Here is a 24521-nt window from a genome sequence, read left to right on the forward strand (position 1 = left end):
CGCCGACCACGCCCGGCCCGTCCGCTACGAACTCCCCCTGCCCCAGCCCGTCGACATCGGCGACCGCCGCCGCCTGTACGTCCACACCCGCGACGGCACGCAGGGCGCACCCGCACGTCGCCCGGCCGACTGACGCGCGGTCGGACGCCCGATGACGATCGCCGTCCTGGCCTCGCTCGCGGCCGGCCTGTGCTTCGCCGTGGCCGGAGTCCTCCAGCAGTGGGCGGCGGGGTCGCGACCGGACGCCGAGACCCTCTCGGTACGCCTGCTGGCCCACCTCGTGCGGGACCGGGTGTGGCTGTGCGGCATCGGGCTGGCCGTCCTCGCGTACGGCTTCCAGTCCCTGGCGCTGGCCTTCGGGCCGCTCAGCCTCGTGCAGCCGCTGATCGTCGCCGAGCTGGTGTTCGCCGTGCCGCTGTCGGCCCGTCTGTACCGCCTGCGGCTGGGGCGCCGGGAGTGGTTCGGCACCCTGGCGGTGGCCGCGGGGCTGGCCCTGGCCCTCGCCTCCGCCCGGCCGCGCGGAGGCCGCCCCGAGGCGGCCGCGTCGTCCTGGCTGCTGATCCTGGGTGCGACCGCCGCGGTCGTGACGGTCGCGCTGGCGGCGGGGCGGCGGCTGTCCGGACCGTGGCGGGCGTCGGCGACGGCGCTGGCGGCCGGGGCGGTGATGGGCACCCAGTCCGTGCTGCTGGCCGCGACCGTGGAGCGGCTGCGGCACGGGCCCCTCGCCGCGGCGGCGGCCTGGCAGACGTACGCGCTCGTCGCGGCCAGCGTGGGGGGACTCCTCCTCATCCAGAGCGCCTTCCAGCAGGGGCCGCTGGCCGCGAGCATGCCGGTGATCGACGCCACGGAACCGGTGGTGGCCGTCGCCGTCGGCACGGCCGTCTTCGGGGAGATGGTCGACGTGGGCTGGCCCGGGACGGCGGTCACCGTGACGGGGCTGGCGCTGGTGGTGGCCGGGATCGTGAGTCTGGACTCCTCACCGCTGATCGCCGGCCTGCACGGAGGCCGGCCCGACGGGAAGGGACTCGGACAGGGGGAGAGGCCCGGGCAGGGGGAGGGGAGGGACCCGGCACGGTGAGTCCCGGCCGGGCCCGCCTCACTCCACGCGGTGGAGCGGCGCGCACACCCCGCCGGCCGCGGCTGCGGCCGAGTCGGTGTGCAGGGGGACCCCGTTGCCGCGCAGCACGTTCCGGACGTCCAGGATCAGGGGGAACACCTCCTGGTTGCGGTCCTCACCCTGCTCGTCCCAGGCCCGCTGCTCGGCCTCCACGGCCATCCGGTCCTCGGCGAACACCCGCTCGGTGAACCGCCGGATCAGCGGCCAGGCCAGGCGCAGCGCCCCGGGGACCGGCGGCTTCGCGATCATGAGCAGTCCGTAGGCATGGCACCGGCGCTGCTCGGCGTCCTCCGGTACGTAGGCCGCCCACAGGGAGAACGCCGGGAGGTCGGCGTTCACGGGAACCCCTTTGAGGGTCTGGTACGGGTACTCGGTGCGGATGGTGATGACGTCCGGTGTGGTGCTGCCGCCGAACCCCTCCTTGGACAGCAGGCCGGCGCCCCGGTCCTTCCTGCCGCCGGACGGTACGAACAGGTACCGGGCTTCCACGGAGCGCGGACCGGTCTCGTAGCCGAGCAGCTCCGGTGTGATCCTCCCGATGACGCCGCGGTGCAGGAACTGGTGGTTCATGTCGAGCAGGTTCTCGTGCAGGAACGAGTAGTGGCAGTGAACGGTGCGCGAGAACGTCATGGTCATGTGGCCGGGCGAACGGAACTCCGGCAGGTCGGGCAGCGGCGTCGCGTCCGCCTCGGAGGGGTCGCCGGGGAAGACGAACACCAGCCCGTACGCCTCGCGGACCGGGTAGGAGCGCACACCGCGCGGCGGGCGTGCGGCCCCCTTCGGCAGGTAGGGGATCTGCGAGATGCGCCCGCTCCCGCGATAGGACCAGCCGTGGTAGCAGCAGCGAAGCGTCTCCCCCTCCACGACGCCCATGCTCAGCGGCACCTGCCGATGCGCGCACCGGTCCTCCAGAGCGTGGACCCTGCCGCTCTCCGTCCGGTACAGCGCGATCCGCTCGCCCGCGAACACGGCGGCGCACGCGGTCTTCTTCCGGACCTTCCGGGACAGGGCCACCGGGTACCAGAAGTCCGGGTGGATCCCGACCCGCCGCAGGTCGGGCGGGGCGTCCACGGGCCGCTCGTCGGCCATGCTCACTCTCCTCACGCAGCGGGACCCGGGCGGAGCCGTGGCGGTCGTCCGTGGTCGGGACAGTCATGCCTTCCCCCGCCTTTCCCACCGGGTGATGCCGCCGGGCGTGCGGCGGCATCACCCGGTGGGGGAAGGGCTTTCGTCGTAGACGGGGACCTGCGCCTGGATGTTGAAGGTGACCGCTCCCGCGTTCTCGAACCGCAGGGTGAACTCCATGGAGTCGCCGCCCCTGATCGTCTCGCGTACGTCCCGCAGCACCAAGTGCGACTTGCCCCGCTCCAGTTCGACGAGGTCGTTCGCCGGCAGGTCCACCCCGTCCGGGAGCCGCTTGCCGTCGGAGTCCACGATGTCCACTCCGGCCGCGTTCGGTGTCTCGGCGCCCACGAGCCGGTCGCCCTCGTCGCCCTTGTTGTACAGCCACAGATACGCGGGGACGTCGTCCCCCGGCTGCCACGGTTCGTCGCGAGGCTCGGCCACGTGCGCGTACCGGATCATGATGTCGCCGACGCGGGCGTTCTGGCCCGGCGCCTCCCAGTCGGGCAGCGAGAACTCGTCGTCGCCGCCGCACCCGCTCGCGCTGATCGCCAGGGCGAGGGCGGCAGCCGCGAGGACGCCCCGGCCGCGCAACGCTGTCCTGCCTGCCATGGTCACTCCTCTTCAGGGCCGGCCTCGTCCCACTCTGGGTGCCCAGGGAAGCCATGACAAACAGAGCGGGGCCGATCGTGTACGCCCCCACGGGAGGCGTCGGAGCGTGACTCGGGGGGGGCGGGGCGACACCGGATGGCGGCCCGAGTTGTTTCGGCCCGGAGCGGAGGTGAAACAGGTCAACGTGCCCTCGGTCGTGGGATTCGGGGACCCCGGGCGTGGGTACCCCGGAGCGGCCCGCGGAGCGGCACACAGGAAGGGAACGTCATGGCTGTCGAGCGCGGTTGTCCGGTCATCCCCGAAGGGACGTGCCGTCCGTCGGGCGCCTCGACCGGGGCGCCACCGGCGCACACCGTGCCGGGGCGCGGCCGCTGCGCGGGGACGGCGGCGTGAACGGGTTCACCGCCGCTCTCGCCCTGCTCGGGATCGTGCTGGCCGCCATGGCCGCCGTCCACGGCGTGGCCCGGTTCCTGCGGGTGACGTCCGTGCCGCTGGCCGCCCGGCCGTTCACCTGTGGACTGGAGCCTGCCGAGCACGCCCTGAGCCGCTTTCACGTGCGCTGGTACCCGGTGACGATGCTCTTCCTCGCCTTCGACATGGAGATGGTCTTCATGTACCCGTGGACCCGGATCGTCTCCGCCATGGGTCCGAGCGCCGTGATCGAGATGTTCGCGTTCCTGGCGGTGCTGGTGGCCGGGGTCGTCTACGCCTGGCGGGAGGGCGCGTTCCGGTGGACCTGACGGCCGTACTGCTGCGGAGAGCGGCCACCCGCCCGCGTGTCCTCACCGCGGTGATGCCCGCCGGCGTGGCCGTACGGCTGGCCGTCGAGCGGGAGTTGCGGGCGCGGGACCTGCCGACGGCACCGACACCCGCCGACGCCGACGTCCTGCTCGTCGTGGGCACGCCCTGCCCCGGCCTCGAGGACGCGGTCGGGCGGCTCTGGGAGGACATGCCGGCCCCGCGGGCACGGGTACGGGCGGAACGGGCGGAGGAGGTGGCCGGGGCCGTCACGGACGCGTGCGCCCGATTGGCCGACGTCACCCGGCAGCGCGCCGACGCCTCGTCCGATACCGCCGGCGGCACCGGCGGCGAGGGAGAGGCCGGCCACGCTCAGGGGGGACACGGCGACGACGGTGGTCCCGGCGGTCACGGCGACCACGGCCACGGTGGTGACGGCGGTGGCCCCGGCGGTCACGGCCACGATGGCGGTCACGGCCACGGTGGTGACGGCGAGGTCCAGGAAGGCGAGGGCGGCGGGCACGACGGCGGGGGCATGGACATGCCGGGCGGCCTGCCGATGGCCGAGCAGGCGCCGGACCGGGACGGCCTGACCCTCGATCAGCTGCACATCCCGCTCGGCCCGTTCCTCGCCGACTGGCCCTCCGGCCTGACACTCCGCCTCGCCGTGCAGGGCGACGTCGTCCAGGAGGCCCGCGTCGACCCGGTCGTGCCGCGCGGCACGCCGGCCGTGGCGACGCCGTTCTGGTCGGAGCCGTGGCACCGGGCGGCGGCCGGTGAACGGGTGACCGCCGGTGCGGCGGCCCGGCGGCGGGCCGCCGCCCGGCTGGACAGCCTGGGCCGCTTCCTGGCCGTCGCCGGATGGCCCGCGCAGGCCACGGCCGCGCGGCGGCTGCGCGACGACCTCCTCGCCGGTGCGGCGGCGGACGCCGTCTCCGCACGGGCGCACCGGCTGGCCCGGCGGGTCGGCCGGTCCCGCACCCTGTACTGGCTGACCCGGGGCATGGGGCGGCTCTCGGCCGCCGACGCGGCGTCCGCGGGGGTGAGCGGACCCGCCGCACGCGCGGACGGCGACGTGCCCGCCCGCTACCGCCTCTGGCTCGCCGGCGTGCTGGACGATCTGGCCAGGATGGAGGACGACACGCCGCTGGACCCCGGCCGGGAAGAGGGCCCGCGCGGCCGGCCGGACGGACCGCGCCCGCCCTCGGCCGCCCTCGTCGAGGTGCTGCCGCGACTGCTGGAGGGCGCGGAGCTGGCCGCCGCGCGGCTGATCGTGGCGAGTCTCGACCCGGACACCGAGGAACTGGCGGCCCACCCCGGGGAGGTGACCCGTGGTTGAGGCCGCACCCTGGTGGGCGCTGCTGCTCGCCCCCGCGCTGCTCCTGGTCCTCGCGGTGCTCGCGGTCGCCGGCGACGCCCTGCTGACCGCCGGTGAGGCCGGGCGCCGCGTCACGGCGTCCGCGGCGGTGCGCCCGCTGCTGGAGGTGCCCCGGCTGCTGATCGCCCAGCCGCGCCGGACGCGGGTTCCCGACCTGCTGCTGTGGCGGCTGGGCGTCCTCGCCGTCCCGGTGGCGGCGATGCTGTCCGTGCTGGTGGTTCCGTTCGGGCACCGCGTGATCGCCGACCTGGAGGTCGGCGTGGTGTGGTTCAACGCCATGGAGGTGCTGACCTGGGGCGGACTGTGGCTGGCCGGCTGGGGCCCGAACGCCGCTTTCGCGCTGATCGGCGGCTACCGCTTCGTGGCCCAGGGGCTGGCCTACGAACTGCCGCTGATGTTCGCCCTGATCTCCGCCGCCACCGGGGCTCAGTCGCTGAGGCTCGGTGACATCGTCGCCGCCCAGGGCGGATTGTGGTTCGCGGTGTGGATGCCGGTCGCCTTCGTCGTCTACCTGGTGAGCGTGCTGGCGTTCAGCTTCCTCGGCCCGTTCGGCCACCCCGCCGGCCGGGACATCGCGGGCGGTGTCCTCTCGGAGGCGGGCGGCGTCGACCGGCTGCTGCTCCAGGCGGGCCGGTGGCTGCTGCTGGCCGCCGGAGCCGCGATGGCGGTACCGCTGTTCCTGGGCGGCGGGGCCGGGCCGGGGCTGCCGGCGTGGGCCTGGTCGCTGGTCAAGACCCTCGCCGTACTCGGGCTGCTGGTGTGGGCGCGGCGGCGGCTGCCGACCGTACGCGCCGACCGGTACGTGGAGTTCGCCTGGGTCGTGCTCGTTCCGCTCACCATCGCGCAGGCGCTGGTCCCGGCGCTCGTCGTGCTCAACCGGTAGGAGGGGGAACCGTGTCGACCGTCCTGTTCACGGTGCTGGCCGTCCTGGCGCTGGTCGGTGCCGTGCTGGTGTTCCGCCTCGACTCCATGGCGAGAGTGACGTTCGCGCTGCTGCTCTCGCTGTGCTGCGTCGGCGGCCTGGTGATCCTGCTCGGGCTGCCGTACCTGGGGGTCGTCGTGGTCCTGATGATGGTCATGGAGATGGTCGTCATGGCCGTGTTCATGATCGCCTACATGATGAATCCGGCCGGGCTGATGCCGATGGCGATGGTGCACAACAAGCGCGGCTCGCTGCTGATCGGCATCGGGACGTTCCTGGCCCTGGCCGCGGGGATCCTGCTGGTGCCGTGGCCGGACCGGTCGGGCAGGGCGCCGTCCGACACCACCTTCCAGGCCGGTGAGGTCCTGATGGGCCCCCAGATGCTGACGATGGTGACGCTCGGCTTCGTCCTGCTGGCCACGATGGTGGCGGCGACGGTGCTCGCCACGGACCGCGGCCGCTACGACCGGTTCGGCGACGACCTGGACCGTCCCCGGCCGCGCGACCCGGCCGGCGGAGGTGTCGGCCGGTGATCCTGGAACTCTTCCTGCTCCTGGCCGCCGGGCTGTTCTCGATCGGCCTGTACGGGGCGCTGTCCCAGCAGTCCATCGTCATGATCATGATGGGCATCGAGCTGATGATCGGCGGCATCATCGTCGGTGCCGCCGCGTTCTGGCACTTCCTGGCCCCGGCCGCGGCGAGCGGGCAGGTGGTGATCGTGGCCGCGGTCGTCGCGATGGCGGTGGAGATGGCCATGGGCTTCGCCGTGACCACGGCCATCTACCGCGCCCGCCGGGTCGACATGACCGACATGGCCGAGGACCTCAAGGGATGAGCGCGCTGCCGTGGCTGCTGGTCGCCGTCCCGCTGGTCGCCGGCGGCGGGCTGGCCGTCGCCGGACGGGCCGCCCGCGGGGCCGCCCCCGTCATCGGTGTGGGCGCCGCGCTGATGACGCTCGCCCTGGCCGTCGTGGCGGCGGTCGAGCGTCCCCGCGCGAGCGCGCCGCTCTTCGCCGGCATCGAGGCCGGGCTGCGGGTGGACGGCCTGTCCGCCGTCATGGTGCTCACCGTGGCGGCGGTCACCACGGCCGTGCTCGGTTTCTCCGTGGGGCAGGTGGGCCGCGGGCGGCAGGGCGGCCGGTTCTTCGGGCTGATGCTGCTGTTCGCGGGAGCCATGCTGGTCACCGTCACCGCGACCACGCTGCCGCTGCTGCTCATGGCGTGGGAGGTGATGGGCGCCACCAGCTGGGCGCTGATCGGGTTCCGGTGGCACGAAGCGCACCGGGTACGGGCGGCGGACACCGCGTTCCTCACCACCCGGGCCGCCGACCTGGGTCTGTATCTGGCGGCGGGCGCGGCCCTCGCGGGCGGCGCGGGCACCCTGCACCTGGACGCGCTGCCGGCGGCCGGTGCGCCCTGGCTGCACGTGGTGACCGCCGGTGTCGTGCTGGCGGCCCTGGGCAAGAGCGCGCAACTGCCGTTCTCCTTCTGGCTGTCCCGGGCGATGGAGGGCCCCAGCCCGGTCTCGGCCCTGCTGCACTCGGCGACGATGGTGGCCGCCGGCGCCTACCTGCTGCTGCGGCTTCATCCGCTGCTCGCCGCCACCGGGTGGGCGGAGCCGCTCGTCGCCTGGACCGGAGCCGTCACCGCGCTGCTGCTGGGCTTCGTCGCCGTCGCCCAGTCCGACCTCAAGCAGCTGCTGGCGGCCTCGACCTGCGCACAGGTCGGGTTCATGGTGCTCGCCGCCGGTGCGGCCGGCGTGGCGGGCGGCACCGCGCACCTGGTGGCCCACGCCGCCACCAAGGCCCTGCTGTTCCTGGCCGCCGGTGCCTGGCTGAGCGCCCTCGGCACCAAACGGCTGCCCGCACTGCGCGGCGCCGCCCGCTCCTACCCGCTCGTGGGAGCCGCCTTCGCCGCCGGCGCCCTCACCCTGGCCGGCCTGGCACCGCTGTCGCTGTGGGCGACCAAGGACGAGGTCCTGGCCGCCGCCCGCCAGGACGGCACCGCCCTGTACGCGGTCGGGCTGGCCGCCGCGGCCGTCTCCGCCGTCTACAGCGTCAAGGCCCTGTGGTACGTGCTGCGGCCGGTCCCGGAAGACGCCTCCGCGGGCTACGACACCGAGGAAGCCGGCACCCGCCGGGTCGCGCCGACGGCGTACCCGCCGCTCGTGGTGCTCGCGTTCGCCGCCGCGACGCTGGGCGTGCTGGCGCTGCCGGACGTCGCCGCGGCCCTGCGCTCGGCGGTCGGCGCACCCGGCGAGCCCCGCCCGCACGCCTGGGAGCTCGTACTGTCGGCCTCGGTCGCGCTCGCCGCGGCGGGAATCACCTGGTGGCGCGGACCCCGCCCGGCCCCCGGCCCGCCCTCGGCACGCCGGTGGGCGGGCGCCTGGCTGGGCCTGGAGCGGGCCGCGCACGCCGTGCTCGTGCGCCCCGTCATGGGGCTCGCCCGGGCGGCCGCCGCGTTCGACGACCGGGTCGTCGACGGGGCGGTACGGCAGGCGGCGCGCGGCGGACTGGCCGCCGCCCGGTACGCCGGCCGCGCGGACGACGGCGGGATCGACGCCCAGGTCCGGGCCGTCGCCGCGGGCGCCCGCCGGCTCGGGCGTCTCGCCCGCCGCCCCCAGACCGGGCTGCTGCACCAGTACTACGCCCAGGCCGCGGTCGGCTTCGCGGTACTGCTCCTGATCCTGCTGTTGGTGAGGTGATCCATGCTGACCCTCGTCACCTTCCTGCCGCTGCTGGCGGGTGCCGTGCTGTGGCTGTGGCCGCGTCCCCTGCCCGACCGGGCCTGCACCGGGGTGTGGATCGCGACCGCCGCGCTCGAACTCGCCCTGGTCGTCGCCCTGTGGGCCGGGTTCGACACCGGCGGCGGCATCCAGTACGAGCAGCGGGTGTCGTGGATCCCCGGCGCCGGGGTCGGCTACCACGTCGGCGTGGACGGCCTGTCCCTGCCGCTGGTCGCCCTGACCTGCGTGCTGTTCCTGGCCGTCGCCGTCTACTCGCTGCGCGAGACCCGCCGGGTCCGCACCTACACGTGCCTGTTCCTGTTCCTCCAGACCGTGTCCCTGGGCCTGTTCGTCGCCCTGGACCTGATCCTGTTCTTCGTCTTCTTCGACCTGTCGATCGTCGGCATGTTCTTCGTCATCGCCGGCTGGGGACACGGCGAGCGGGGACGCGCGGCGGCGCTGAAGTTCTTCCTCTACACCTTCCTCGGCTCCCTCGCCCTGCTGCTCGGCTTCATCGGCCTGTTCCTGGCCGCCGAACCCCACACCTTCGACATGGTGGAGCTGGCCGAAGCCGACCCGCTGGCCGGCCGGGGCACCTACGCGGCGCTGGTCCTGCTGGCAGTCGGCCTGGGACTGGCCGTCAAGACGCCCACGGTGCCCTTCCACACCTGGCTGCCGCCCGCCCACACCGACGCCCCCGCCGCCGGATCCGCCATCCTGGCCGGGGTCCTGCTGAAGATGGGCACCTACGGCTTCGTCCGCATCGCGATGCCGATGCTGCCGGACAGCTGGCGCCGCTACGCGCTGGTCTTCATCGTCGTCGGCGTCGTCTCGGTCGTCCACGGAGCCCTGGTCGCCCTCGCCCAGACCGACTTCAAACGCATGATCGCCTACACGTCCGTCAACCACATGGGCTACATCGTCCTGGCGGTCGGCGCGGCCGGCGTGCTGGCCGGCACGGACGCCGACGCCCGGGCCCTGGCCGTCACCGGCGCCGTCACCCAGATGGTCAGCCACGGCCTGCTCACCGGCGCCCTCTTCCTGCTCTCCGGAGTGCTCCTGGACCGCGGCGGCACCTACACCATGGACGCCTACTCGGGCCTGGCCACCCCCTCGCCACGGTTCGCCGGCGCCACCGCCGTCGCCGCGTTCGCCAGCCTCGGCATCCCGGGATTCTCCGGCTTCATCGCCGAGTTCCAGATCTTCGCCGGCAGCCTCGCCTCCCAGGCGGCGGCCACCGCCGTGGCCCTGACCGGCATCCTGCTCACCGCCGCCCTGTTCCTGCGGGCCCTGCGGCGGATGTTCCTGGGCACCGTACGGCTGCCGCCGTCCGTGCGCACCGGCGGCTTCGCCGATCTGGCCCCCGCCGAGGCCGTCTCCATCGTGCCGCTGCTGGCCCTCGGCCTGGTCATCGGCGTCCTGCCGCGCTTCCTCCTGGACGTGATCGAACCGGCGAGCCGCGCCCTGGTGGGACTGGTCGCCCGATGAGGAACGAGAACCTCGCCGCGCTCCTGCCCGAACTCGCGCTGCTCACCGCGGCCGTCGTCGGCCTCCTCGCCGGGTCCTGGCTCCCCCGGCGCCGTCAGTGGGCCGTCGGCGCCCTGGCCGCCGTCGCGTGCCTGACCGGTCTGACCGCCACCGCCGTCACGATGGCCACCGACCGTCACCAGACCGTCTTCTCCGACGCGTTCGCCGTCGACGCCGCCACCGGCGCCGGGCGCCTGATCGTGCTCGGCGCGCTGCTGCTGGTGCTGGCGGCCTCCGTGGAGACCGTGCGCGGCCACAAGCGGGAGAGCGAGTACTACGTCCTGCTCCTGCTGTCCGCCGCGGGCGCCCTCGCCATGACCGGCGCCAACGACCTGCTGATGCTGTTCGCCGGCTACCTGCTCGCCAGCGTCCCCGCCTACGCGCTCGCCGGATTCGCCAAGGACGCCCCGGGCACCGAGGCGTCGCTGAAGTACTACCTCATGGGGGCCGTCCTCGGCACCACCATGCTCGCCGGGACCACGCTGCTGTACGGCGTCGGCGGCGGGACCGTCTACGGCCGGCTGCACGTGTCCCTGGACACCGCCCCGCACGCGGTGGTGGCCGTCGGCCTCGTCGGCGTCCTGGGCGGTCTGCTGTTCAAGGCGGGCGCGGTACCGGCGCACTTCTGGCTGCCCGACGTCACCGACGGGACCGCCGCCCCGGTCGCCGCCTACGTCACCACGCTGCCCAAGATCGGCGCGCTCGTCGCCGCGTTCCGGCTCGTCCACCAGGCACTGCCCGACCGGACGGTCGACTGGCCGCTGCTGCTGGCCGTCCTGTCCGCCGCCGCCATGACACTCGGCAACCTCGCCGCCTTCTTCCAGGACTCCGTCAAGCGGCTCCTGGCGTACTCGGCCATCAGCCAGGTCGGCTATCTGCTGATGGCCGTCACCGTCGCCACCCGCAGCGACCTCGCCCAGCAGGGCCTGTTCCTGTACCTGGCCGCCTACGCGCTCACCAACCTCGGCGCCTTCGCCGTCGTCACCGCGCTGCCCCACGCCCGCACACCGGACGACTACCGGGGGCTCGCCCGCCGCCACCCGGGCCTCGCCGCCGTGCTGGTCGTCTGCCTCCTCGGCTTCGTCGGCACCCCGCCGACCGGCGTCTTCCTCGGCAAGCTCGAGGTCTTCAGCGCCGCGGTCGACGGCGGCTACGCCTGGCTCGCCGCCCTGGCCGTCGCCAACACCGTCGCCTCCCTGTTCTACTACCTGCGCTGGATCGGCCCCCTCTTCCGCCCCGCTCCCGAAGGGGCGCCCGCCCGGATCCAGGCCCCCCTGGGCCGCTGGTCCGCCACGGCCGCCTGCACCGCCGGCACCGCATCCCTCGCCCTCGGTGTCGCGGGCGGCGCCGCGATCCCCCTCACCCTCGGCCCCCTCCTGCGCTGAGGCTCGGTGGGTGATCGTCGCCCGGCCGGTCGGCAGGGGATCCGTATTCGGACTCCCGTTCTGAGTTTCCGTGGGGTGTGTGGTGTGGGGCCGTCGGCCGCGACCGCCCCGCGCGCGGGGCGTTGGGTTAGCCGTGGCGCGGTGTGCAGTGACGGTTCTGCCGAAGGGCGGACAGCGGGCGGCAGGCGTGCCGGTTCGGACGTGACAAGCGATGTGACAAGCGCAGTGACAAGCGGGGACAGGGAGTACGGGGACGGTGTGGACGAGCAGTCGTGACGAGGGGGACCGGTCCGCGTACGGGGGCGATCGCACTGCCGTGGTCGGCCGGGAGCAGGAGATCGCCGCCGTGGGCGAGGCCCTGACCGGGCACCGGCTGGTGACGGTGACCGGGCCGGTGGGAGTGGGCAAGAGCACGGTGGCCGCCGCGGCCGTGGCGGCGGCCGGCGGAGGGGCGTGCCTGGTCCCGGTCCGCCGGCGGGGACCGGGCACCGGGCTGCCCGGGGAACTGTCCGCCGAGCTGATCAGGGGCGTGACCGGCCGGTCGCCGGCCGGGCCGGCGGGCCCGGAGCGGGCCGTGGAGTGCCTGCCCGAGGCGCCGGTGCTCCTGCTGCTGGACGACGTCGACCCCGTGCACGACGAATGCGTGCGCCTGGTGCAGCGCGTGCTGACCCTGGCGCCCGAGGCACGGGTGGTGGTCACGTGCCGCCGCCCCCTGGGACTGGACGCGGAACGGACCGTCCGTCTCACCGGACTCCCGGTCTCGCCGGCGGCCGGCGACGGGGAACGCCGGGCACCCGCGGTGGAGTTGTTCCTGAGCCGGGCGCCCCAGGAGGTGCGCGACGGAGCCGATCCGCAGACGGTGGCCGAGGTGTGCCGGCTGCTGGAGGGGCTGCCGTTGGCCCTGGAACTGGCGGCCGAGGAGACCGCCCGGCGTCCGCTCGGGGAACTGGTGCGCCTGCTTCGGGAGGGCCGGGCATGGCTGGGCGGTCCGCGTCCGGCCCCGCGCAGGCACCGGTCGCTGCGCGAGGCCGTCGGCTCCGCGTGGATGCTGTGCGACAAGGCCGTGCGTACGGTGTGGGCGCGGGCGGGCCTCTTCGCCGGTTCCTTCACCGAGGCGTCGGCGGTGGCCCTGTGCGAGGGCGGTGGCGTGCAGCCGGCGCAGGTCCCCGCGTGCCTGGTCCGGCTCGCCGCCGAGGGCCTGCTGGAGGTGCACGGCGAGTTCGGCGCCGTACGCCCGCCCCGGTACCGGATGACGCCCCTGGCCCGGGAGTTCGCGCTGGAACGGCTCGCCGCCGAAGGGGAACTCCCGGCCGCCGCGCAGCGTCGCTCGCGGCGCTGGGGCCAGACGGCCGCCGAAGCCGAGAGCCTGTGGGACAGGGGCGCACAGACCCGGGCCGTGGAGCTGGTGTCCGAGGAACACGCCGAGTTCGCCGCCATGATGCGGTACGCGCACACCGAGCCGGCCCTCGCGCCGGCCGCCCTCCGGGCGGGGGCGCGCCTGTGGTTCTGGTGGGTGGCCTGCGACCGGGCCGAGGAAGGGGCCGAGCTGCTGCTCGGCCTGCTGCCGCACTGCGAGCCCGGCCCGCTGCTCGCGCGGGGCCAGTGGCTCGCCGCCTGGCTCAGCGCCCGCGGCGCGCCCAAGACCGCGCGTGCCCTGCTCGACGACGCCTGGCGGGCCTCGATACTCGGCGGTGACGCCGCCACCGTCGGCCGGATCGCCCACGTCCAGGGCGTCCTCGCCCTCCAGGCGGGCGACCCCCGCACCGCCGCGGCACACTTCCAACTCGCCGCCGACACCGTCCCGGCCCACGCCGGGGACGGACCCTCGCCGACGCTGAGCCGGGCGGCCCTGGCTCTGGCCCAGGCCGACTTCGCCCCCGCCCGCGCCCACCGCACCGCCCGCCGCGCCCTCGCCCAGGCCGGCCTGCGCCACGACGCCTGGATGTGCCAGGTCGCCCGCTACGCCAAGGCGTACACCGAGCACCGGCTCGGCCACAGCGGACGGGCCTGGCACCGCGCGCACCGTGCCCTGGCCGGCGCCGACCGCGACCCGTTCGTCTCCCACGGCAGGACGGCGCTGCGGCAGTTGCTCACCGACATCGAGACCGGCTCCCCCTCGCACCGGGAGGCGCTGACGGCCCTCGTGCCGCGCACCGGAACGCTCCGGCCCGCCCCGCGCCCCCGCGGGGCGGAGTCCCTGCTCGACGCGGCACGGCTGCCGCACCCGCCCCACTGAGCCCGCGCACGGCGTGCGCTCCGCATACCGACGCCGGGGAGAAACGGTTGTCCGCGTCCCCGGCGGCCCCGGGACGCGGTCCGGGCGGCCGGCCGGAACACCGCCGCGCGCCCTCGGCGGTCGCCGAACGGCTCAGGAGACCGAGGAGGTGACGCCCGCCGGGGTCGTTCCGCCGGCGGGGGCCGGGGCGGCCTCGCCGTCGTCCAGGGACACGTGCTTGGTCTCCTTGCCGGCCACGAGCGCCACCAGGGTCAGCAGTCCCATCGCCGAGAGGTAGACGCCCACCAGCCAGGGCGAGCCGTCACCGGCCTCCCACAGGGCCACGGCGATGAACGGGGCGACGGCGGCGCCGAGGATCGAGCTGACGTTGTAGGAGACCCCGGAGCCGGTGTAGCGCACGCTCGTCGGGAACAGCTCGGGCAGGAGCGCGCCCATCGGCCCGAACGTCATGCCCATCAGCGTGAACCCGAGCACCAGCCACAGCACCACCCCGAGCGTGCCCAGGCCGATCAGCGGCACCCAGACGAGGCCGAAGACCACGATCGCGGCGGTGACCCAGATCAGGGTCGCGCGCCGCCCGTACTTGTCGGCGAGCGGTCCGGAGACCATCGTGAACACGGCGAAGAACAGCACCCCGAAGATCATCATCAGCACGAACGTGGTGTAGCCGTAGCCCAGTCCGGGCACGGCGGCGTCCTTCGCGGTGCGCCCGTAGCTCAGCGAGAACGTGGTCATCAGGTAGAAGAGCACGTACGTCGCCAGCATGGCGAAGGTGCCCAGGATCAGCTGCCTCCAGTGGCAGCGGAAGACGGTGGCCAGCGGCAGCCTCTGCACCTTGCCGGCCTCGCGGGTCCTGGCGAAGACCGTCGACTCGACGAGGCGCATCCGCACCCACATCCCGACGGCCACCATCACGGCCGAGAACAGGAACGGCACGCGCCAGCCCCAGCTGAGGAAGGCCTCCGAGGGCTGCGAGGGGTCCGCGCTCGCCGACGGCAGCAGGGCGCCGATGATCAGGAACAGGCCGTTGCCGATGATGAAGCCGAGCGGGGCGCCCAGCTGCGGGAAGGTGCCGTACAGGGCCCGCTTGCCGCTCGGGGCGTTCTCGGTCGCCACCAGCGCGGCGCCGCTCCACTCGCCGCCGAGCGCGAACCCCTGCGCCAGCCGCATCAGCACCAGCAACGCGGTGGCGATCCAGCCCGCCTGTGCGTAGGTGGGCAGGACGCCGATGAGGAACGTGGCGATGTCCATGGTGAGCAGCGAGATCACCAGCGTGCTCTTGCGGCCGAGGCGATCGCCGAGGTGCCCGAAGAAGACGGCGCCGACCGGGCGGGCGACCATCGCGGCGCCGAACACCGCGAAGGACGACAGCAGGGCCGTGGTCGGGTCGCTGCTCGGGAAGAAGAGCTGGGGGAAGACCAGAACGGCGGCGGTCGCGTAGATGTAGAAGTCGTAGAACTCCACCGTCGTGCCGACGAGGCTGGCGACGAGGACGCGGGAGCGCGGGTTGACGGTGGCCGGCGCCGGACCGGTGTCTGGTGTGGGCATGTGTGGGTCTTTCGCACGAGCACGGAGAACGGTCGCCGGCGCTCCGCGCCGACGGCCCGTACCGCCACGCACGCAGCTTCGGGGAAGCGCCCGCGTGAACCGTATGGGCAGTGCAACGATCTCACTCATCTCATTCTTCAGTAGATCCATCTCGGGATGTGAGACATCGGTGAGGTCGTGGCCCGGTGCGGACTTGTCCGGGTCTCGCCGTGTCGAGGCCACCTGCGGCGCGTGGCGGCTTCTCCGAACCACTGAGGCTTTCTCAGAGGCTGACATACAAGGTCTCTGCCGACCAGGCGTGGACCCCTTCGGGCACGCGCGGCCTTCGCCGGTAGGAAGTCACACCGGGTCCGGCAGGTCCATGAGCGCGAGTCTGGCCGGGTCGACCACAGCGGTGATCTCGGTGATGTGGCCGTCGGTGACGGTGAAGGCGAGGAGGGACAGCGGGGCGCCGTCCTCGCTCCAGGAGAGGACGCCGGGGCGGCCGTTGACGGTCGCCGCGTGTCCTCGTGCCGCGCTGCCGGCGACTCGCGCGCGGGTGGCGACTTCGGAGGCCCCGAGCGTGACGAACGTGCCGTTCGGAGTGTGGACGGTGAACTTCACTTCAGGGTGGAGAACCCGCAGCAACTGCTCGAACTGACCGTCGCGGGCGGCGGCCAGGAAGGCTTGCACCACCTCGCGTTGTTGTCGCCGGGCGCTTGCCGGCTGCTGGGCGGCTCGTATTCTCCTGCGGGCGCGGCTGGCGAGCATTTTGGTCGCGTCGGCGGATTTTCCGAGAATGGTGCCGATCTCCGCGAAGGTCACCGCGAACACGTCGTGCAGCACGAACGCCAGCCGTTCGTCAGGGCGCAGCGAGTCCAGGACCGTGAGCAGCGCGAGGCCGACGGAGTCGCCGAGTGCCACAAGGTCTTCCGGACCGGGAGCGTCGTCGAGCGTCACGGTGAACTCGGGTAGCTGGTCGTCGAAGGACACTTCTGGGCGCGTCCGGCCCGACCGCAGGACATCGAGGCTGATGCGGCCGACCACGGTGGTCAGCCAGCCGCCGAGGTTGTCGATGGTGTCGGTGTCCTGGCGGGAGAGACGCAGCCATGCCTCTTGGACCACGTCTTCCGCGTCGGCATGTGATCCGAGCATCCGGTAGGCGACGGCGCGGAGCCGGTCACGGTGGGACTCGAAGGCATCGACGATCGGGTCCGCAGGATGAGTGCCGGCCATGTTGTTACCTCCGTGGAAGCTGCTCCGTCATAGGGATGACGCGCACAGGCGCCGCAACGTAACGCGATGAAGGAGAGCACTCCCACATGGAAAACCGGCTCAAGAACAAGAACACGAACAACACCGATGTCTGGACCGCGATCCAGCACCTCCAGAAGGCGATCGCCGCCGCCGGCGTCGACCCGAAGCTGCTTGCGCTGGTCCACCTGCGCGCCAGCCAGATCAACAGCTGCTCGGCGTGCGTCTACGCCAGTGTTGCCGGAGGGAAGAAGGCCGGTGACACCGACGAGCGGCTGCACAACGTCGCAGCGTGGCGCGAGGCGCCGTTCTACACCGATGCGGAGCGCGCGGCACTGGCGTTGGCCGAGGCCGCAACCCGTCTGCAGGACGGTGCTCCGGGTGTCACTGACGAGATCTGGGAAGAGGTCAACGCCCACTTCACCGAGGAGCAGATCGGCGCGATCAACCTGGAGATCGCGCTGACCAACTTCTTCAACCGGATCAACCGCACCATCAAGGAACCGGCCGGCCGGGCCTGGGGCTAAGCCCAGCGCGGCTCTTACCCGCTGAGGTTTCCCCAGCGAAATGGGCTCCGGGTAGGCCACGAGGTCGGGCAGGCGTGAAAGCCCCTGGTAGAACTTCACGAAGGCTCCGGCGGTGCGGCGACTGAGGTGGTGCGAGTAACGATCTCCCGGAAGCTGGGAATGCCCAGGTCGACGGATTTCTGCTGCCGGGAGATCTGCGCGTCGGGTCGGGCGAGTTTCTGCTCGGCGTGGGTCAGGCTGCTTTGCAGTCCTTCGATTTCGCCGAGCCGGCCCTCGCGTTCGGCTTCCAGGGTGCGTGCGAGGAGGTGTCGCGGATCGGCTCCTGGTACTCGCGGCTGCCCTTGCGGATCACGCCGATGGTCTGCTCGCCGACGACCGCACCGCCCTGCTCGGCAGTGAGCAGTTCCTCGGCGCGGGCGCCGGTGGCGACCCAGAAGGCCGGCAGTGCCCGGTCGCGGTGCGAGCGGAGCTCAACGAAGACTTCGGTGTACTTCTCGTCGGGAATCCGCCGCGGGATCTGCTGAGGAACGGTCGGCCGGTAGAGGCCCGTGCGCCGGTTCCGGTGCTTCTTCTCACCATCGCTGTGCGACCCGGGCCGAGCCGAGCGGCGTTCACGAACCAATGGAATGGGTTCACCGGGAACGCCCGAGCGTTGCCATCCAGATGGAAGTCGTGGAACCGCCGCAGCACCGTCTCACAGTGAGCACGGGTTCTCGGCGAGTACTTCGTCCCGACGGTGGGCTTGCCGGTCACGGGATTCGGTGTCCCCGGCACCGGCCTGTCACTGCGAGGCGGTGGGACTCCGGAGAGAGCCTTGCCTCGGTGGCGCCAATGGACGCGTACCGGCTTGTCCGCCACCTTCATCCACAACATGAAGTCCCGGGCTTCCTCCCGGGTGGCACGGTCCCACTCGATCCCGAGCACCCACAAGAACCGGAACCAGCGCAGCAGAACGTTGCTCATCAAGCGCGTCGGGGAGCTGGCAGCTACCCCACCTGAGCTGCGAAGACTCACGGGTCGGTTCGGTCAACAGGCCACACTTGGCGCGTCGGCCACGACGCGCAGCGTTCAGTCCGCCGGCGGCGTGGGCCGTACGGCGAGGATCGCGATGTCGTCGTCGTTGTCCGCGCCGAAGCCGATCAGCAGCTCGTCGCAGAACACGCCCAGGGGCTCGCGCGCCAGAGCGGCTGTGCGCCGGCGCAGCCGGTCCATCGCCTCGTCGAGGTGCTCGCCGCGCCGCTCGATGAGCCCGTCCGTGTAGAGCAGCAGCGTCGAGTGGGCGGGGAGCCCGCAGGCGGCGCGGGGACGCGCCGTCTCGGGGTCCATGCCGAGGAGCAGTCCGCCGCCGTCCGTCAGGAACCGGGTGCCGCCGTCTGCGGTGGTCAGCAGCGGCGGCAGGTGCCCGGCCGACGAGTAGTCCAGCTCCCAGGGACCCGTGGTGCCCCCGCGGAGCAGGCCGTAGACGCAGGTGGCGGTGGCGTCCCGGTACAGGCTGTGGTTCGCCAGGTCCAGGCGGCGCAGGACCGTGTCCGGGGGTTCCTGCCGGTCGACGGCGATGCCCCGCAGCATGCTGCGCAGCTGGCTCATGGCGATCGTCGCGTCGAGGTTGTGCCCGGTCACGTCGCCGATGACCAGGGCCATGCCCCCGCCGGGCAGCAGGAAGGCGTCGTACCAGTCGCCGCCGACCTGCGTGGTCGTGGACGACGCGGCGTACCGGGCGGCCAGCTCCGCGTACCCGGGCTCCGGCAGCACGGGCAGCATGGACCGCTGGAGGCGTTCGGAGATGTGCCGGGTGTCCTGGTAGAGACGGGCGTTCTCGACGCCGAGGGCGAGGGTGCGCACCAGGTCGTCGACGAGGGAGAGGTCCTCCTCGGTGAACGGCGGCCCGCCCGTCCGGGCCACCGTCAGCGCGCCGACGACCTCCCGGCGGGCGCGCATCGGGGCCACGACGGCGCTGCTGGTGCCGAGCCGCCGGAGCAGATCGCGGTACCCGGTGTCCAGCGGGCTGTCCGGCCGGTCCGGCGGTGCGGCCTGGGGCAGCAGGAGCGGTCCCGCCCCGCTCAGGACCCGCGCCAGGGGGCCCCGCGCTTCCTCGCTCAGCGGCAGCAGCCCGCTCCAGCACGCGTCCGGGGGCAGGCTTCCGGGGTCGCGGTGCACGACGCAGGCCCGGTTCACCTGGGAGTCCCCGGTGAGCAGGTCCACCACGCACCAGTCGGCCAGCCGTCGGGTGAGGATGCCGCCGACGATCCGGAGCCCTTCGTCCAGGTCCATGGTGTTGCTCAGCGCACCCGCCGTGTCCGCCAGCAGCCCGAGCCGGTCCAGTGCCGACATCCCTGCCGTGGCCGCCGACGCCCCGACCGTGGCCGCCGGTGCCTCGGCCGTGGGGTGCTGCTCGTCCCCCGGGACGTGCGGGCCCGGCGCCGGCGGTGCCTCCTGCGGTGCCACCTGCTCCCCGGGCACCGCCGCCGGCGGGGACTCGTCCGACGCCGTGGCCCGCGGGGTGAGCTGGGCGACGAACACCGTGCGTCCGTCGGCCATCTCCTGCGTCTGCACGAACAGCCGGACGGGCACCAGATGGCCGTCGCGGTGCAGGGCGGGCAGCGGCACCGAGCGGTCCACGATGCGGGAGGAGCCGGTCAGCAGCAGGGAGCTGAACGCCGCGAGGTGCCGTTCGCGCAGGTGCTCCGGGATGAGCGTGGTGAGCCTGCGGCCGACCAGGTCGTCGGCGTGCCAGCCCAGCAGGTCGGCGGCCGGGCCGTTGACGGCGATGATCCGGTTGCTCTCGTCGGCGGCGACGGTGGGGGCCCTGCTGGCCTGCGCGGTGGCCGCGTCCCAGGGCGTCAGCACGGAGGGGCCCGCTCCCGGGGCGCGCGGCACCAGCGTCCACGCGGTGGGGTGCCCGCCCTCGAGCTGGCCGACGATCTGGTCGAACAGCCACTCGTGGAAGAACTGCCCGCGCGGCAGCGCCGGCAGGGTGAGCAGGCTCTCGTCCCGGGCCGCCTCCTCGGCCGCCTGGAGCACCCGCCACAGCGTGCGCACCGCCGGCGCGGCGTCCGCGGGCAGCGACAGGGGCAGGGAGCGGAGGTCCCCGCGGGACCGCTGTGCCGCCATCTCCGCCGTCACGCAGGCGCTGATGACGTTGTTGATGTCGACCGCGGTGATCACGTCCTCCGGGGGCACCCCGAGGTCGGTTCCGCCGGCGGCCGCCAGGGCGAACTCCCGCAGGAGCACGTGCCGGTGCTGCATGCACGACGAGTACAGCGCCGAGGGCACGTCCAGCAGGGTCACGGCCCGGCGGGGCAGCGCGTCGGAGGGGGCCGTGGTCCGCCAGTCCGACGGTGACACGGGCGGGCCCTCCGGCCACAGCTCGAACCACACCGTCTTGCGGCAGGCGTCGCTGTCGACGCCGTGCCGCGAGGCCAGCTGCCGCACCAGGGCCAGGCCCTGACCCGTGCCCGCGTCCGCCGGCAGGTCCTGCGGCACCAGCGTGCGACTGGGGCGATGGTCGCTGACGTCCACGTGGACCCCGCCCTCGACGGCCCAGGCCGACACCTCGATCTCGGTGGACGCGTGCAGCAGGGCGTTGGTCACCAGCTCACTGGTCAGCAGCCGGGCCGCGTCGATCGTCTCCGGTCCGGCACCCGCCGCGGCCTGGGCCACCAGGTGCCGGGCCGACGCCACGCTCTGAAGGCTCCGGGGGAAACGGCGCCGCAGCGCCCCGGGCGGAACGGGACTGCCCATGCATCAAGTGTGCCGCAGCGGCCGGCCTCGGGCCGAGGACGACGGCGTCGCCCCAGGTCGGGGCAGGACCGCCGTCGGCCGGACGGGTGACCGCCGGTGGAGGACACCGGGACCGGCGACCGCCGGCGGGGCACGCCGGGCCGGGTGACGGCCGGCGGGCACTCCCGGTCAGGTCACCCGCTCCGGTCGGCCGGGCTGACATGCTCCGTAGGCCCGGCGAAGGCCAGGAACAGGGTGCGCCGCGCGAGCAGCCACCGGCCGTCCGCCCTGCGGAACGCGTCCTCGTAGTGCCCGACCTGCACCGGGGGCCGTGGCGGCACCGGCCCGCCGGTGTGCCCGTCCACGCGGTAGGTGGTGAAGTACGTCGTCGCCTCCGCGGTCGAGGCGGACGTGACCGTCACCAGGATGTTGCCGCAGAAGCGGCGGGAGAGGCGATCGGCGGGACGGGACCCGAAATACGCGCGCAGCGCCTCGCGCCCCTGAATCCTGCGGTCGCCCTCGGGCCACTCCCAGATGCCGTCGGCGGTGAACAGCTCGGCCACGGCGCCCGGTTCACCCAGATCCAGCTCACGGACGAACTCCAGGACCAGGCGTTCGCACGACCGCTCGGCGAGCAGACGCTGCGCGGGATCATCGATCATCCGCGCATCCTGTCAGCGCGACCGCGGCGGCGGCCACGGCTTTTCCCCCGGCGACCACCGAGTGGGGCCGGGTCCTCGTCCCCGCGGGCAGGTGCCCGGGCCGGCGGTCTTGCCGCCCACGATCACAGGCGCTTCAATGCACCCACCCCCCACAGGAGGAACACCCGAACCACACCCAGCGAAGGGGTTCTTCTTGACCGCCACACGCGTCACCGCCGTCCTCGCCGCCGCCTGCGCCACCGTGCTCGCCACGGCGTCGTCCTCGTCCGCCATCAGCTCCTACAACGCGACCCCCGCCCCGGAGCGCACCGAGGTCGGCGCCCTCGTGGCCACCTGGGACCACGACGGCGACCCGGGCACCCCGGACCGCGTCGACTGGGTCTGCTCCGGCACGATGATCGACGCCGACACCTTTCTGACGGCCGCCCACTGCACCACCGGCTGGCCGGAGAACGTCCGGTTCCACGTCTCCCTCGACCAGGACGTCCAGAGCGGACTGGACGCCGCCGCCCAGAGGCACCCCGGTGACCCCGCCGCCCAGGCGGAGGCCGTCGCCGTCCCCGGCACCGCGCACAGCCACCCCGGCTACCCGGGCCCGGCCGCCGACACGCGCGACATCGCGGTCGTCGAAGTCCCCGCCGCGCAGATGAGGAAGCGCTGGTCGTTCACCCCCGCCACGCTGCCCGGCGCCGGCCGGCTCGCCGAACTCGGATCACGCGCGCTGGACTCCGCGGACTGGGTCGTCGCCGGCTACGGCACCCAGGAGGCCGCCACCGGACCGGGCGGCCACACCCACCCGGGCGGCGGCGTCCGCATGAAGGCGCCGGTGAGCTTCAACGCCCTCAACGACGCCTGGGTGCGGCTCTCCATGACGGCGCCGCAAGGCAACGGCGGCGCCTGCTACGGCGATTCGGGCGGCCCCAACTTCGTCGTCCTCGGCGGTGAGCGCGTCCTGGCGTCGACGACCATCACCGGCGACAGCCCGTGCTACGCCACGAACGTCACCTACCGGCTGGACACTCCGGGTGCGCGGGCCTTCCTGGCGCCGTACGTGAACCTGCCGTAGGCCTTCGGCGTCCGGTCACGCGGTCGGCGCCTGCTGCTGTGCGATCGCCGCACGCAGCAGGCCGGCCATCGACCGGCCGGCCACCCGAAGGGGTTCGGGGTCACGGGTGGCCCGGCAGAGCACGAACGCGCCTTCCAGCAGCATGATCAACGACTGGGCGAGCGACCGCGCCGCCTCCGGGTCCGCCACCCAGCGGCCGAACCACTCGGTGGCGGACCGCACCCACGCGTCGAAGACGTCCGCCGTGGCGAGCCGGAGCGGCTCGTTGGTGCTCGCGACCTCCAGTGCCACCGTGGCGATCGGGCACGCGTCGGCGTAGTCGGACGCGGCGAGGTCGTCGGCGGCGGCGTCGAAGGCGTGGGCGACCGACTCCACGGGGTCCGGCACGCCGTCCAGCAGCGCCAGCACCATCCGGCCGTACTCGGCCCCGGACGCGCGGATCGTCCGCTCGGCCAGCTCCTGCTTGCCGCCGGGGAAGAAGTGGTAGATCGAGCCGAAGGGCGCCTGCGCCTCGCTGGCGATCAGCTTCAGACCCGTGCCCGAGTAGCCGTTGCGGCGGAACAGCGCTGTCGCCGCGTCCTGGATCCTGGCCCGCGTGTCCGACCGTCCCATGATCCTTCGCTCCTGTGTGGCGGATGTCTGGCGTGAACCGATGAGCGCCTCTACGCTAGCAGTAGAACGATCTATCAAGTAAGGTCAGCCGTCAGGAGAGGTCAGCCGTGCCGAACATCCACGTGTCCTCCGGAACGATCGACTACCAGGACACCGGCGGCGACGGACCGGTCCTGGTCTTCTGCCACGGTCTGCCGATGAACGACAAGCAGTGGCGCAAGGTGGTGCCCCTGCTCGACGGCTACCGGTGCATCCTGCCCACGCTGCCGCTGGGCGGTCACCGCCGGCCGATGGAGCCCGGGGCCGACCTGTCCCACCGCGGAGTCGCGCGGCTGCTGGGGGAGTTCCTCGCACGGCTCGGCCTGGACGACGTCACCCTCGTCCTGAACGACTGGGGCGGTGGCCAGTTCCTGGTGCTGGAGGAGGAGGGCCGACGGATCGCCCGGATGGTCCTCGTGGCCTGCGAGGCGTTCGACAACTTCCCCCCGGGGCCGGCCAAGGCGGCGGCCGCGGTGTGCCGGGTGCCCGGCGGGGTGTGGCTGCTGACCCGGCTCATGCGGATCCCCGCCTTCCGTCACGCCCGCGCGGGGTACGGCGGGATGAGCCTGCGCGGCGTGCCGGACGAGATCCTGCGGGAGTGGTTCGCGCCCGCGAGCCGGAGCAGGGCCGTCCGCAAGGACTTCGCCGCGTTCGCCACCTCGGCGCCCGACCGCCGGACCCTGCTGTCCTGGAGCGAGCGCCTGCGGGAGTTCGACCGCCCGGTTCTGGTCGTCTGGGCCACGCAGGACAGGCTGATGCCCCGCGAGCACGGTCCCCGGCTCGCCGCGCTGTACCCGCGGGGCAGGCTGGTGGAGATCGCCGGCTCGTCCACCCTCGTCCCGGAGGACCAGCCCGAACGACTGGCCGACGTGCTGACCGGCTTCCTGACCGAGACAGGGGCGAGGCCGGCCGAGCGCGCCGGCTGAGCGGCGCGGGCCCCCTCCGCCTCCTCCGGGCGCACCGGAGCCGCCGTCACCTCGCCCCGGCCCTCGGCCCTTCCGGCGCGCCACGTCGTCTCCGCGCCCGGGACACGGCCGCCGCGACGACCGAGACCGCCACGAGCCCCACCGCGATCAGGCGTGTCACGCCCACCGGCCAGACCTCCTCGCGCCCGGCGAGGCCGAAGCCGCCCAGGGCCGTCACCGTGATGCCGAGCAGCACGAAGCCGACCGACCAGCAGCGCGACGCCCACCGGGGACCACCCGCCGCGACGGCGGGAATCTCCTCCGGCCTGCGCAGCGTGTCCCACCCCGCCCACGCGATCAGCGGCCCCATCAGCAGTGGCACCAGGTCGATGACGACATCGATCACTTGCTCGCCCCTCACTCTCGCTCTCCGGCCCTCTCCGGCTCA

The 24521-nt window shown here is 73.7% G+C and carries 22 protein-coding genes and 1 pseudogene; 14 read left to right on the top strand and 9 right to left on the bottom strand.

Annotated features, from left to right (window positions below):
- Positions 1–133 (top strand): annotated as a pseudogene (locus ACZ45Q_RS32090) (cobalamin B12-binding/radical SAM family protein); the annotation flags it as partial.
- Positions 134–151: 18 nt separating this feature from the next.
- Entirely contained in the window at positions 152–1078 is a 927-nt protein-coding gene (locus ACZ45Q_RS32095) for a DMT family transporter (protein WP_468268000.1), read from the top strand.
- 18 nt (positions 1079–1096) lie between these two features.
- Here the strand turns inward: ACZ45Q_RS32095 and ACZ45Q_RS32100 are convergent, their stop codons facing one another.
- Both ACZ45Q_RS32100 and ACZ45Q_RS32105 read right to left on the bottom strand, forming a co-directional pair.
- Positions 1097–2206: a Rieske 2Fe-2S domain-containing protein gene (locus tag ACZ45Q_RS32100; RefSeq protein WP_468268003.1), complete on the bottom strand. Its 1110-nt coding sequence runs from the start codon at positions 2204–2206 to the stop codon at positions 1097–1099.
- Positions 2207–2323: 117 nt separating this feature from the next.
- Complete coding sequence (locus ACZ45Q_RS32105; protein ID WP_468268005.1) at positions 2324–2851, bottom strand: copper chaperone PCu(A)C; 528 nt, start codon at positions 2849–2851, stop codon at positions 2324–2326.
- A gap of 389 nt (positions 2852–3240) precedes the next feature.
- Between ACZ45Q_RS32105 and ACZ45Q_RS32110 the strand changes: the two genes are divergently transcribed.
- From ACZ45Q_RS32110 to ACZ45Q_RS32150, 9 genes are all read left to right on the top strand, one after another.
- Complete coding sequence (locus ACZ45Q_RS32110) at positions 3241–3591, top strand: NADH-quinone oxidoreductase subunit A (RefSeq protein ID WP_468268008.1); 351 nt, start codon at positions 3241–3243, stop codon at positions 3589–3591.
- Entirely contained in the window at positions 3582–4928 is a 1347-nt protein-coding gene (locus ACZ45Q_RS32115; RefSeq protein WP_468268011.1) for a hypothetical protein, read from the top strand. The genes ACZ45Q_RS32110 and ACZ45Q_RS32115 overlap by 10 nt, the downstream gene beginning before the upstream one ends.
- Positions 4921–5850, top strand: coding sequence for an NADH-quinone oxidoreductase subunit H (locus ACZ45Q_RS32120; RefSeq protein WP_468268014.1), 930 nt, complete (start codon positions 4921–4923; stop codon positions 5848–5850). Before ACZ45Q_RS32115 ends, ACZ45Q_RS32120 begins: the two co-directional genes overlap by 8 nt.
- Positions 5851–5861: 11 nt before the next feature.
- Positions 5862–6422 carry an NADH-quinone oxidoreductase subunit J gene (locus tag ACZ45Q_RS32125; RefSeq protein ID WP_468268017.1) on the top strand — a complete coding sequence of 187 codons (561 nt, stop codon included), beginning with the start codon at positions 5862–5864 and terminating at the stop codon, positions 6420–6422.
- Positions 6419–6724 (top strand): NADH-quinone oxidoreductase subunit NuoK, encoded by a 306-nt coding sequence (locus ACZ45Q_RS32130; protein WP_468268020.1) that lies wholly within the window; start codon positions 6419–6421, stop codon positions 6722–6724. The genes ACZ45Q_RS32125 and ACZ45Q_RS32130 overlap by 4 nt, the downstream gene beginning before the upstream one ends.
- Entirely contained in the window at positions 6721–8592 is a 1872-nt protein-coding gene (locus ACZ45Q_RS32135; protein WP_468268023.1) for a proton-conducting transporter transmembrane domain-containing protein, read from the top strand. The genes ACZ45Q_RS32130 and ACZ45Q_RS32135 overlap by 4 nt, the downstream gene beginning before the upstream one ends.
- A 3-nt stretch (positions 8593–8595) precedes the next feature.
- Positions 8596–10101: a complex I subunit 4 family protein gene (locus tag ACZ45Q_RS32140; protein WP_468268026.1), complete on the top strand. Its 1506-nt coding sequence runs from the start codon at positions 8596–8598 to the stop codon at positions 10099–10101.
- Complete coding sequence (locus ACZ45Q_RS32145; protein ID WP_468268030.1) at positions 10098–11525, top strand: NADH-quinone oxidoreductase subunit N; 1428 nt, start codon at positions 10098–10100, stop codon at positions 11523–11525. Before ACZ45Q_RS32140 ends, ACZ45Q_RS32145 begins: the two co-directional genes overlap by 4 nt.
- Positions 11526–11781: 256 nt before the next feature.
- Complete coding sequence (locus ACZ45Q_RS32150; protein ID WP_468268033.1) at positions 11782–13761, top strand: ATP-binding protein; 1980 nt, start codon at positions 11782–11784, stop codon at positions 13759–13761.
- Between the two features lie 132 nt (positions 13762–13893).
- On the opposite strand, the gene ACZ45Q_RS32155 is transcribed toward ACZ45Q_RS32150, so the two are convergent.
- Positions 13894–15309 carry an MFS transporter gene (locus tag ACZ45Q_RS32155; RefSeq protein ID WP_468268036.1) on the bottom strand — a complete coding sequence of 472 codons (1416 nt, stop codon included), beginning with the start codon at positions 15307–15309 and terminating at the stop codon, positions 13894–13896.
- Between the two features lie 339 nt (positions 15310–15648).
- Entirely contained in the window at positions 15649–16524 is an 876-nt protein-coding gene (locus tag ACZ45Q_RS32160; RefSeq protein ID WP_468268039.1) for a sigma-70 family RNA polymerase sigma factor, read from the bottom strand.
- A gap of 86 nt (positions 16525–16610) precedes the next feature.
- Between ACZ45Q_RS32160 and ACZ45Q_RS32165 the strand changes: the two genes are divergently transcribed.
- Positions 16611–17069 (top strand): carboxymuconolactone decarboxylase family protein, encoded by a 459-nt coding sequence (locus ACZ45Q_RS32165; protein ID WP_468268042.1) that lies wholly within the window; start codon positions 16611–16613, stop codon positions 17067–17069.
- 232 nt (positions 17070–17301) lie between these two features.
- Here the strand turns inward: ACZ45Q_RS32165 and ACZ45Q_RS32170 are convergent, their stop codons facing one another.
- The 3 genes from ACZ45Q_RS32170 to ACZ45Q_RS32180 all read right to left on the bottom strand — a co-directional run bounded on the left by ACZ45Q_RS32170 (position 17302) and on the right by ACZ45Q_RS32180 (position 21451).
- Complete coding sequence (locus ACZ45Q_RS32170; RefSeq protein WP_468268045.1) at positions 17302–17691, bottom strand: hypothetical protein; 390 nt, start codon at positions 17689–17691, stop codon at positions 17302–17304.
- 446 nt (positions 17692–18137) lie between these two features.
- Complete coding sequence (locus ACZ45Q_RS32175) at positions 18138–20810, bottom strand: SpoIIE family protein phosphatase (RefSeq protein ID WP_468268048.1); 2673 nt, start codon at positions 20808–20810, stop codon at positions 18138–18140.
- 173 nt (positions 20811–20983) lie between these two features.
- Entirely contained in the window at positions 20984–21451 is a 468-nt protein-coding gene (locus ACZ45Q_RS32180; RefSeq protein ID WP_468268051.1) for a nuclear transport factor 2 family protein, read from the bottom strand.
- Between the two features lie 193 nt (positions 21452–21644).
- On the opposite strand from ACZ45Q_RS32180, the gene ACZ45Q_RS32185 reads away from it, so the two are divergent.
- Positions 21645–22517, top strand: coding sequence for a trypsin-like serine protease (locus ACZ45Q_RS32185; protein ID WP_468268054.1), 873 nt, complete (start codon positions 21645–21647; stop codon positions 22515–22517).
- Between the two features lie 15 nt (positions 22518–22532).
- Here ACZ45Q_RS32185 and ACZ45Q_RS32190 read toward each other — a convergent pair whose 3' ends face one another.
- Positions 22533–23129 carry a TetR/AcrR family transcriptional regulator gene (locus tag ACZ45Q_RS32190; protein WP_468268057.1) on the bottom strand — a complete coding sequence of 199 codons (597 nt, stop codon included), beginning with the start codon at positions 23127–23129 and terminating at the stop codon, positions 22533–22535.
- Between the two features lie 107 nt (positions 23130–23236).
- Between ACZ45Q_RS32190 and ACZ45Q_RS32195 the strand changes: the two genes are divergently transcribed.
- A complete protein-coding gene (locus tag ACZ45Q_RS32195) occupies positions 23237–24094 on the top strand; it encodes an alpha/beta fold hydrolase (protein WP_468268060.1) in 858 nt (285 codons plus the stop codon).
- Positions 24095–24140: 46 nt separating this feature from the next.
- On the opposite strand, the gene ACZ45Q_RS32200 is transcribed toward ACZ45Q_RS32195, so the two are convergent.
- Positions 24141–24479 carry a hypothetical protein gene (locus ACZ45Q_RS32200; RefSeq protein WP_468268062.1) on the bottom strand — a complete coding sequence of 113 codons (339 nt, stop codon included), beginning with the start codon at positions 24477–24479 and terminating at the stop codon, positions 24141–24143.
- Between the last annotated feature and the right edge of the window lie 42 nt (positions 24480–24521).

The sequence above is a fragment of the Streptomyces sp. NPDC031049 genome, from assembly GCF_055571015.1.